The organism is Acetomicrobium sp. S15 = DSM 107314 (genome assembly GCF_016125955.1).
Classification (GTDB): Bacteria; Synergistota; Synergistia; order Synergistales; family Thermosynergistaceae; genus Thermosynergistes; species Thermosynergistes pyruvativorans.
Map to the genome: position 1 here is coordinate 86,803 of NZ_JADEVE010000091.1, position 7,417 is coordinate 94,219.

The following is a 7,417-nucleotide window of genomic DNA, read 5'->3' on the forward strand; positions in this document are numbered from 1 at the left end:
TGCCTTCGGGAGGGGCGATAGATGGCGGAACTTCTTTTAGCGGAAGCCTTCGAGATATTGCGAGAATGCCTGCCATCTTATCTTCCGCGCTGTCGTTGGTTTGCCTCTAAAGCCAGCAGGATAGCGTCAGTAGATGTGTGGGAAGACTTTCCGATGGGCGAAGGGCCTTTTCCGAGGCTGCTTTTCTTAAACGTGTCGCTCGATGACGGTTCATCTGAGCGTTACGTGTTGCCTCTTTCTCGCGTTATTGAAAATGCCTCACTTCAAGGGCAGAAGAATGCCACAATATGTCAAGTTCGAGATTATTTCTTGGCAGACGGCGTTTTCGATCCTACGTTTAGAAGCCTAATGCTTGAGATAATTACTAAAGGCAAAAACTTAAGCGGTAGCTGGGGAAAGCTAACGGGGCTTCCTAACCCTGCAGCGGTTGAAACCTTTTCAGAGGTTGCCGCTTCTGGCGATTCTCGAGTTTTATCTGCAGAACAGAGCAACACGTCTATCGTTTATGAAGACAAGCTCTTCCTCAAGCTTTACAGGAAAGTCGAAGAGGGGCCGCATCCCGAGGGGGAGATGGTGCGCTTCCTCACGGAAGCCGGATTTTTCCACGTGCCGCCCTTCATGGGTTTTTTGAGGTGCGAGCCGGCCGACGGAGGCCTCTCCTTCGAGGTCGCGCTCCTTCAAGGTTGCATCAAGAACGAGGGCGACGCCTGGTCTTATTTTACGCGCGCTTTGGAGCTTTCTCTGTCTTCTCTCGACGAAGGTGGAGCTAAAGACGGAGAGAAAGAGACATTGAACATGGCTTCCCTTTTAGGCAGACGTACGGCGGAGATGCACATCGCCCTGGCCTCAGATAGAAAGGACCCGGCCTTCTCGCCCGTACCCTTTGAGGGCGAATATAAAAGCCACGCTTTAGAGGCCGCCTGCGCCCAGCTCGACGAGGCTTTAGTCATGCTCGAAAGACACATAGGCGACCTGCGGAGCGCTGCGAGGGCGCTGGCATTGCGCGTCTTGGAGAAAAAGAAAAGAGCGTCTGATCTGCTTGAGGCCTCATTTGCCGCTTCGGGCGGCGAGGTTTTGAGGATTCACGGCGATTATCATTTAGGGCAAGTCCTGTTTACAGGTGACGACTTTTTTATCATCGACTTCGAAGGGGAGCCGGCGAGGAGCCTTCCCGAGCGCCGAAGGAAGCAGAGCCCTTTGAAGGATATTGCCGGTATGGTCAGGTCTTTCCACTACGCTGCAAACTTTGCCCTGCGAGAGCTGGACGATAAAGAGAAGGATGTCGCGTCTTCACGGGCTAAAGCCTGGTATAGCACCGTTTGCGAGCTGTTTGTTTCCTCCTATCGCAAAACTACTCGCGAGGCGTCGTTCCTTCCGAAAGGAGATGGCGCCTTCGAGGCAATCTTAAAGGCCTTTCTCGTGGAGAAGGCCGCATATGAAATATGCTACGAATTGAATAACCGCCCCGATTGGGTGGAGATCCCCTTGGAGGGGATCGCGTCGATCTTAAGCCTCTAAGATCGACACCGGGCTTAGGGGCTGGGAGGGATTTGTATGAGAAATGAAATAGCTTGGACTTCGCCGTTAACCGATATGGATATATACCTGTTTAAGGAAGGCAACCACTTCCGCCTGTATGACAAAATGGGGGCCCACCCTTGTGAAGGCGGCGTGCGCTTCGCCGTGTGGGCGCCTAACGCCAGGCGCGTTTCTGTCGTAGGGGACTTCAACGGTTGGGATACAAGCGCTCATCCGTTAAACCCCAGGCTCGATGGATCTGGCATATGGGAGGGCTTCGTGGAGGGCATCAAGGTGGGAGCGCTTTATAAATATCACATCGTCTCAAACCGCGACGATTACGAAGTGCAGAAGGGCGACCCTTATGCCTTTTTCTGGGAGACCCCCCCTAAGACGGCATCGATCGTCTGGGATCTCGATTACAAGTGGAACGACGACGAGTGGATGAGAGAAAGGTACAAGCACAACGCGCTCGGCGCACCGATTTCTGTATATGAAGTGCATCTCGGGTCTTGGAGGCGCGTGCCGGAGGAGGGAAACAGGTTTTTGACCTATCGCGAGATGGCCTCTTATCTACCGGGTTACCTCAAAGAGACGGGCTTTACCCACGTAGAATTCTTGCCCGTTATGGAGCATCCCTTTTACGGCTCCTGGGGGTATCAGACCCTCGGTTATTTTGCGCCCACGAGCCGATACGGTACGCCGCAGGATTTCATGTATCTCGTGGACGTGCTTCACCAAAACGGCATAGGGGTGATCTTGGATTGGGTGCCGTCGCACTTCCCGAACGACGGCCACGGCCTCGTCTACTTCGACGGCACCCACCTTTACGAGCACGCCGACCCCAGGAAGGGATTTCATCCCGACTGGAAGAGTTGCATCTTCAATTACGGCAGGAACGAGGTGCGGGATTTTCTGATCTCAAGCGCTTTGTTTTGGCTCGACAAGTATCACGCCGATGGTTTGAGGGTGGATGCGGTGGCCTCTATGCTGTACCTCGACTACTCGAGGAAGGATGGGGAGTGGATCCCGAACCAGTACGGCGGCAGGGAAAACCTCGAGGCGATAGTCTTTTTGAAGCGCTTCAACGAAGAGGTCTATGGGAACTACCCCGACGTTCAGACTATAGCCGAGGAGTCGACCGCCTGGCCCATGGTTACGAGACCTGTTTATCTTGGTGGGCTGGGATTTGGCATGAAGTGGAACATGGGCTGGATGCACGACACGCTCGAATATTTTTCTAAAGACCCGATATTTCGCAAATACTATCATAATCAGTTAACGTTCAGCATCTGGTATGCATTTTATGAAAACTTCATCTTGCCGCTCTCTCACGACGAGGTCGTATACGGCAAGGGGTCGCTCCTTTCCAAGATGCCGGGCGACGAGGCGCAAAAGTTCGCAAATTTACGGGCGCTTTTGGGCTATCAATGGCTCCACCCCGGGAAGAAACTGCTCTTCATGGGGGGTGAGTTCGGTCAGTGGCGCGAGTGGGATCACGAGTCGAGCCTCGACTGGCACCTCTTGGACCACCTCGGCCATCAGGGAGTTAAGCGCTGGGTCTGCGACCTGAACCGCCTTTTGAAGGATACGGCGGCTCTCTACGAGCGCGATTTCGAGAACACAGGCTTTGAGTGGGTGGATTTTTCGGACTGGGAAAGCAGCGTCATAGCGTTTTTGCGCAAGGCGGGCGGCGAGGAGGTCCTTGTGGTATGCAATTTCACCCCTGTGCCTCGATATAACTACAGGGTGGGAGTCCCCAGGGGCGGCTTTTGGAGAGAGCTCTTGAACAGCGATTCACAGGAATACGGCGGTAGCGGCCACGGAAATTTGGGCGGCATCGAGGCCACGCCGGTGCCGATACATGGTAGGTTTTATTCGCTGGTGATGACACTTCCTCCGCTTTCTGTTACAGTCTTTAAGAGGGTTTAAACGATGATGGTAGGCTCTCGTTATCTCGGCGACGGCAAGTGCACCTTTTGCGTATGGGCTCCGCTCTGGGAGTCTGTGGATGTAAGGCTTCTGCGGCCTAAGGAGGTCGTCGTGCCAATGAAACGTCTTCCTTTCGGCTACTGGACCGCCGATGTGGAGGGGGTGTATGGGTGCGCGCGCTACCTCTACAGGCTCGGCGGCGAGGTCGAGAGGCCCGACCCGGCCTCGCACTTTCAGCCGCAGGGGGTGCATGGCCCCTCTCAAGTGGTGGATCATAAGGATTTTAATTGGGACGACGAGGACTGGCGCGGCATTCCCCTGGAAGAGATGATCCTCTACGAGCTCCACGTGGGCACTTTCACGCGCCAAGGGACCTTTGTATCCGCTGCAAATGAACTCGCCTACCTCAAGGATTTAGGCGTTAATGCCGTTTCGGTCATGCCCATAGCTCAATTTCCCGGAGAGCGCAATTGGGGCTATGACGGCGTGTATCCCTATGCCGTGCAAAGTTCCTACGGCGGCCCTTCGGGTTTTAAGGAGTTCGTAAAAGCCTGTCACGCACATGGGCTTGCTGTAGTTTTGGACGTGGTTTATAACCATTTGGGCCCTGAGGGAAATTATTTGGCCGACTTCGCTCCTTATTTCACCGATAAATATAAGACCCCCTGGGGCAGCGCCATAAACTTTGACGGCGCCTATAGCGACGAGGTTAGGAATTTTTTCATCGGAAATGCCATCCACTGGTTCTGCCATTATCACGTCGACGGCTTAAGGCTGGATGCCGTGCACGCTATATACGACGCAAGCGCCAAGCCCTTCCTCGAGGAGCTCGTCGAAGCGGTGGAGGAACTCTCGGAATCTTCGGGGAGGAAGCTCTACCTCATCGCCGAGAGCGACTTAAACGACGTAAAGGTCATAAGGCCCAGGGAGCTCGGTGGCTTTGGCATAGACGCCCAGTGGTGCGACGACTTTCACCACGCGCTCCATGCCTTGCTCACCGGCGAAAAGCACGGCTATTACGTCGATTTCGGGAAGGTGCCCCAACTTGCCAAGAGCTTCGAAGAGGGGTATGTATACACATGGGAGTATTCTGCTTTCAGAAGGCGCCACCACGGCAGCCCCTCTAAAGAAAGGCCCGCACATCAGTTCGTCGTCTTCTCCCAGAATCACGACCAAGTCGGAAACAGGGCCATGGGCGAACGCCTATCTGCTCTCGTTTCCTTTGAGGTCCTGAAGCTCGCCGCCGGGGCGGTGATACTGTCTCCCTACATACCGATGCTCTTTATGGGGGAAGAATATGGCGAGACTTCACCTTTTTTGTACTTCACCAGCCATTCTGACACTGACCTGATCGAGGCCGTGAGGAAAGGCCGCACCGAGGAGTTTGCGGGGTTCGATTGGCCTGTGGATGTGCCTGACCCGCAGGACGCATCTACCTTTGAGACCTCTAAACTTAAGCCACACCTTAGAGAAGAAAGGGTCCATCACGCACTCTTTCGTTATTACAGGGAGTTATTGCACCTCAGGAAGTCGACCCCGTCGCTTTCCCTGCCCATGAGAAACGTTGCGGTTTCCACAATAGGAGAGAGGGTCCTTTTGGTTCACAGACCCCACAAGATGGGGGGTTCGTTGCTGCTTCTGAATCTGTCTCCTGATCCTTTGGAAGTCGAAGCGACGTTGCCTCCCGGTGAGTGGGTTAAAGTGCTCGACTCGTCCGAAGAGGAGTGGTTAGGCCCTGGTGCGTCGCTTACCTGTTCTTTAAAAGGCAAAACCCGTGTATCGATGAGACCCTGGAACTTTGCCCTCTACAGAATCTCTTGACAAACAACAAGGAAGAGGGCAGGCGAATTCTGAATGAGCTGGACGTGCTACCTTAGGTGTTATGTCATCGCTCGATTATGTGGCCTTCGTGGCTCAAAACACATATCGCGCGCTCAAGATCTTTTTCTTTGACTAACAGGTAATCGGTATCGTAAGTAGAAACTGCAAAAATGCTCACCCCGGCCTTGGCTAAGGGCATGCTGAGCGAAGCGAGGACTCCGACACAAGAAAAATCCAAAGGCCCGTTAACCTTTAGGCATCGCCAACCTTTTTCGCACTTCGCATTTTTGGGAACGTCAAATTGTCGGCATACTATTGATAGCTCTTCAGGCGTTTTCGTAATCGAGACAAACTCGCCCGCCCACGCCCAGTCTGGGATCTCCGCGTCTTTGTCGAGGCGACAGACCATAAACACCTCTGGCAGGACCGAAATCTTAAGTTTCGCCTCGCGCACGCACTTCACCCGCCTTATCTTTAAGCAAACTCATCGCTTAGACTTTTTAAAGTGTCTTTTAAACTCTTTGCACGTTGCTGTTTTTATAGGCGCACATAAATGGGGGCTTTTAAACCCCCGTTTAGATGGATCAACGCGGTATATTCGTAAATTGCGCTAAATCTTGCGGCGCAAGCGCAAGCATATAACCTCACTTTGCGGTGCAACCCTTAAATGGGCACCTTTTGCGGAAATCCTCAGCAATTTCCTCGAACTTCGCCCACCGCACGCCTGGGTGACGGCTGATGTAATCGATCACGCGCTCAAGCATGAGCAACACTTGCGGCCTTCCGCTGACGTCTGGGTGGATGGTGATGGGAAATACAGCATAATCGTATTCACGGTAGACCCAATCGAACTGGTCGAGCCAGAGTTGTTCGATGTCTCGCGGGTTTACAAATCCGTGGCTGTTCGGTGAAGACTTTATAAACATCATGGGTGGCAGATCGTCGAGGTACCAGCTGGCGGAAAATTCGACAAGGTCAACCTCGTGCCCGTGTTCTAAAGGCTTCATCCACGTTTCCGCCGGCTTGGAGTAGTCGATCTTGGCCCAACGATAGCCCACCCTTGCGTAATAAGGTTGAAAATCGTGATATCCTTGGCTATGGTCGTAGCGGAAGCCATACTTTAAGAGCAACTCCGCTGTAACTGCCGACATTTCCCACCAAGGTGCAGTATAGCCTCTCGGTCGCTTGCCGGTGAGTTTTTCGATCAGCTCTATTGATTTGACCAATATTGCCTCTTCTTGCTCGGGTGTCATTTGTACAGGATTTTCATGCGAGTAGCCATGTGCGCCGACCTCATGTCCAGCGTCAACGATCATTTTCATTTGATCTGGAAAGGATTCGATAGAATGGCCGGGTATGAACCATGTTGCTTTAAGCCCGTAACGGTCAAAAAGTTTGAGAAGGCGTGGAACGCCAACTTCAGCGGCGAAGACTCCACGGGAAATGTCAAAGGGCGAATCTTCCCCGCCGTAGGAGCCTAACCATCCTGCCACTGCGTCCACATCTACGCCAAAGCCTACAAAAATCTCCTTGGACATTATCCTTCCCCCCCTTATTTATAGGATTTAACATTATTTTACTACAGGTTCTGCTTGTTCTTGCTGCCATACGAGCATGGTAGGCACTATAGCGAGAAAATATACTGTGCGAATATGCCGCGATGTTATATCATATTTTGACCTATTTAGAGATTATTTGCATCGAAGGTGTGTATATATTCTTGCACGCCTCCTCTTCCCACGCCAGCCCGCAACAAGAGCTCAAGCAACATGCGAAGTTTCACTCCGTCAAGCCAACTGCCATCTATCACCCCACGGGCAAAAAGGTCCATTTCCGAGCCCGAAAACCCGTATGTTTCTCGAAGGACTCGACCGTTTCGCGTGCGCGAAGATAGCACCACCGGCATCTGTCCGGCTAATTCAGCCACTATCGGCACCATCTTAGCAGGCACATGACCTCCGCCTAAAGCCTCAAGGACTAATCCCTTGTACCCCAAACAAGGAAGCTTTTCTAACATCCGTCCGTCATCGCCCATCACAACTTTATATAGCGCCGATAGGTTGCCTGGGTTAGTGGCTATAGGTCTTGGCAATTCCGGCACCCGCTTAAGCCTGACTAATATATAGGGCTTTCTTTCTGCCACCCA

At 52.8% G+C, this 7,417-nt stretch carries 6 protein-coding genes; 3 read left to right on the forward strand and 3 right to left on the reverse strand.

Translation table 11 applies throughout. From position 1 onward, the window contains the following. Positions 1 to 21: 21 nt before the first annotated feature. From EZM41_RS02765 to treZ, 3 genes are read left to right on the forward strand one after another with little or no spacing between them, the layout of a single operon-like run. Positions 22 to 1,518: a putative maltokinase gene (locus tag EZM41_RS02765; RefSeq protein WP_198469241.1), complete on the forward strand. Its 1,497-nt coding sequence runs from the start codon at positions 22 to 24 to the stop codon at positions 1,516 to 1,518. A gap of 36 nt (positions 1,519 to 1,554) precedes the next feature. Next, on the forward strand, positions 1,555 to 3,450 hold the full coding sequence (gene glgB, locus EZM41_RS02770) for a 1,4-alpha-glucan branching protein GlgB (protein ID WP_232618989.1): 1,896 nt from the start codon (positions 1,555 to 1,557) through the stop codon (positions 3,448 to 3,450). A gap of 3 nt (positions 3,451 to 3,453) precedes the next feature. Next, a complete protein-coding gene (gene treZ, locus EZM41_RS02775; protein ID WP_198469243.1) occupies positions 3,454 to 5,271 on the forward strand; it encodes a malto-oligosyltrehalose trehalohydrolase in 1,818 nt (605 codons plus the stop codon). A 64-nt stretch (positions 5,272 to 5,335) separates the two neighbouring features. On the opposite strand, the gene EZM41_RS02780 is transcribed toward treZ, so the two are convergent. From EZM41_RS02780 to EZM41_RS02790, 3 genes are all read right to left on the reverse strand, one after another. After that, on the reverse strand, positions 5,336 to 5,725 hold the full coding sequence (locus EZM41_RS02780) for an ACT domain-containing protein (protein WP_342449213.1): 390 nt from the start codon (positions 5,723 to 5,725) through the stop codon (positions 5,336 to 5,338). Positions 5,726 to 5,915: 190 nt separating this feature from the next. Further along, complete coding sequence (locus EZM41_RS02785; RefSeq protein ID WP_198469246.1) at positions 5,916 to 6,809, reverse strand: polysaccharide deacetylase family protein; 894 nt, start codon at positions 6,807 to 6,809, stop codon at positions 5,916 to 5,918. A 146-nt stretch (positions 6,810 to 6,955) separates the two neighbouring features. Further along, positions 6,956 to 7,417, reverse strand: a 462-nt coding sequence (locus tag EZM41_RS02790) for a hypothetical protein (RefSeq protein WP_198469249.1), incomplete at its 5' end; no start/stop codon positions are given.